The sequence below is a fragment of the Streptomyces swartbergensis genome, assembly GCF_002148965.1.
Taxonomy (GTDB): domain Bacteria; phylum Actinomycetota; class Actinomycetes; order Streptomycetales; family Streptomycetaceae; genus Streptomyces; species Streptomyces swartbergensis.
Window position 1 is genome coordinate 1 of record NZ_NGFN01000586.1, and the last position, 2,779, is coordinate 2,779.

General features: G+C 69.5%; 4 protein-coding genes and 1 pseudogene. 4 read left to right on the forward strand and 1 reads right to left on the reverse strand.

Features of this window, described 5'->3' with window-relative positions; translation table 11 throughout:
• Positions 1 to 328 (reverse strand): annotated as a pseudogene (locus CA983_RS42400) (hypothetical protein); the annotation flags it as partial.
• Positions 329 to 533: 205 nt separating this feature from the next.
• Here CA983_RS42400 and rimP point away from each other — a divergent pair.
• From rimP to CA983_RS42425, 4 genes are all read left to right on the forward strand, one after another.
• Positions 534 to 1,034 carry a ribosome maturation factor RimP gene (gene rimP / locus CA983_RS42410; protein ID WP_086605957.1) on the forward strand — a complete coding sequence of 167 codons (501 nt, stop codon included), beginning with the start codon at positions 534 to 536 and terminating at the stop codon, positions 1,032 to 1,034.
• A 2-nt stretch (positions 1,035 to 1,036) separates the two neighbouring features.
• The gene (nusA, locus tag CA983_RS42415) at positions 1,037 to 2,038 is read left to right on the forward strand and encodes a transcription termination factor NusA (protein WP_086605958.1); all 1,002 of its coding nucleotides are present in this window, start codon (positions 1,037 to 1,039) and stop codon (positions 2,036 to 2,038) included.
• Between the two features lie 102 nt (positions 2,039 to 2,140).
• Complete coding sequence (locus CA983_RS42420) at positions 2,141 to 2,437, forward strand: YlxR family protein (protein ID WP_086605959.1); 297 nt, start codon at positions 2,141 to 2,143, stop codon at positions 2,435 to 2,437.
• A gap of 148 nt (positions 2,438 to 2,585) precedes the next feature.
• A partial coding sequence (locus CA983_RS42425) for a translation initiation factor IF-2 N-terminal domain-containing protein (protein WP_143645775.1) occupies positions 2,586 to 2,779 on the forward strand: 194 nt, incomplete at its 3' end.

The following is a 2,779-nucleotide window of genomic DNA, read 5'->3' on the forward strand; positions in this document are numbered from 1 at the left end:
AGGGGGAAGGGGAGGGGGACGCCTTCCGGCCCGGGCCCCCGGCGAAGGCCTGTGCGTGCCGGACGGCCGCCGCCCGCAGCGGCCGCAGCCGCTCCGCCAGCCCCGGGTGGGCGGCGATCACGGCGTCGTACCGCTCCACCAGCCCCTCGCTGTCCCGCGCCGCACGCGCGCGTGCCCGGCGGTCGGCCCCGGACGGGCCGTCCTCCGGGTCGCCCGGGCCCTCACCGCCGGCGGTGCAGCCGGCCAGGGTGAGGGCCGTCGGGCCGACAGCGAGCAGACTCCTTCTGCGCGGCCCCGAGCGGGCGCGCGGCGATGAGGGGAACGGCACGTCAGACGTCCTCGGGGGGCTCGTACGAGAAAAAACGGCTCTCAGGGCTGAACGCCCGTGATCACGGTACCCGGGCCCCCGCCCGGGACCACTCAGCGGCACCGTTCGTCACCGGGTGGACGGCAACACACCCCGCGACCGGATACCCTTTGATCAGACACGCGACCCATCCCACAACAGCACACGCGGCCGAGGAGTCACCCGGATGAGCACCACCCAGAGCGAGAGGCTGCGAGAACTGCTGGAACCGCTCGTCACATCCCAGGGCCTGGATCTCGAAGAGATCGAAGTGGACTCCGTCGGTCGCAAGCGTGTGCTGCGCGTCGTCGTCGACTCGGACACGGGCGCGGACCTGGACCAGATCGCCGATGTGAGCCGCGTGCTCTCGGCGAAGCTCGACGAGACGGACGCGATGGGCGCGGGGGAGTACACCCTAGAGGTCGGCACCCCGGGCGCGGAGCGCCTCCTCACGGAACACCGGCACTACGTCCGCGCCACGGACCGGCTGGCGAAGTTCCAGCTGGCCGAGGGCGGCGAGCTGGTCGCCAGGATTCTGAAGGTCGACGACGAGGGCGTCGACACCGAGGTGCCCGGGGTCAAGGGCCGCAAGGCCACCGCGCGCAGACTCGCCTTCGACGACATCGTCCGGGCGCGCGTCCAGGTCGAGTTCAGCCGCAAGGACAACAAGAAGGAAGAGGAGGCGTAGCCGTGGACATCGACATGAGTGCCCTGCGGGGCTTGGTTCGGGAGAAGGAGATCTCCTTCGACCTGCTGGTCGAGGCGATCGAATCGGCCCTCCTCATCGCCTACCACCGCACCGAGGGAAGCCGCCGCCACGCGCGCGTGGAGCTCAACAAGCAGACCGGTCATGTGACCGTGTGGGCGAAGGAGGACCCCGACGACCTCGAGGAGGGCCAGGAGCCCCGCGAGTTCGACGACACCCCGTCCGGCTTCGGCCGTATCGCGGCCACCACGGCCAAGCAGGTCATTCTGCAGCGCCTGCGGGACGCCGAGGACGACGCGACGCTCGGCGAGTACGCCGGCCGCGAGGGCGACATCGTCACCGGCGTGGTCCAGCAGGGCCGCGACCCGAAGAACGTGCTCGTCGACATCGGCAAGCTCGAGGCCATCCTGCCGGTCCAGGAGCAGGTGCCGGGCGAGACCTACCCCCACGGCATGCGGCTGCGGTCGTACGTCGTCCGGGTGGCCAAGGGCGTCCGCGGCCCGTCCGTGACGCTGTCCCGGACGCACCCCAACCTGGTGAAGAAGCTCTTCGCCCTGGAGGTGCCGGAGATCGCCGACGGGTCCGTGGAGATCTCCGCGATCGCCCGTGAGGCCGGTCACCGCACGAAGATCGCCGTACGGTCCACCCGGTCCGGCCTGAACGCCAAGGGCGCCTGCATCGGCCCCATGGGCGGCCGCGTGCGCAACGTGATGGGCGAGCTGAACGGCGAGAAGATCGACATCGTCGACTGGTCGGACGACCCGGCCGAGATGGTGGCGAACGCGCTGTCCCCGGCCCGCGTCTCCAAGGTGGAGATCGTGGACATGGCGACCAGGTCGGCCCGTGTGACCGTGCCCGACTACCAGCTGTCCCTGGCCATCGGCAAGGAAGGGCAGAACGCCCGCCTCGCCGCCCGGCTCACCGGCTGGCGGATCGACATCCGGCCGGACACGGAACCGGCCGGGGACGACCGGGCCGGGGAATAGATCCAAGCCGCGGGTCGTTCAGATCACGACAGGTTCGGGCGCGGCAACTGTTCGAATCCTGCCCCAAAGGGGTGAGGCGCCTACGGGGAGGTAGACTTAACGGTGTCTGGCCGGACGCGCACCCGAGCATGCCCTGAACGCACCTGTGTGGGGTGTCGGGAGCGAGCGGCCAAGGCCGATCTTTTGCGGGTCGTGTTGATCGAGGGTGCATGCGCCCCTGATCCACGCGGTACGCTGCCCGGCCGGGGTGCGTATGTGCATCCCACACCGGTCTGTCTCGACCAGGCGGTTCGCCGCCGGGCGTTCACGAGGGCACTGCGCGCCCCGGGAGCGCTCGACACAAAGGCGTTGCGTCGATACGTCGAGCAGACAACAGTTGCCGATCAGGCAACACGGTAAGAACGTGCCGCACGGAACCCCCCGTGCGGTCTAGGTACCTCGCGAGTCGAAAGCAGGTCGAGATTGCGATGAGCACTCGATGAGTACGCGATGAGTACGCCCATGAACTAGCGACGGTCCGGCTTCACCCGGACCTCAAAGGAGCGAAGTGGCTAAGGTCCGGGTCTACGAACTCGCCAAGGAGTTCGGTGTCGAGAGCAAGGTCGTCATGGCCAAGCTCCAGGAGCTCGGTGAATTCGTCCGTTCGGCGTCTTCGACCATCGAAGCGCCCGTTGTACGCAAACTGACGGACGCCCTCCAGCAGGGCAACGGCGGCGGCAAGCCCGCCCCCGCCCGCAAGGC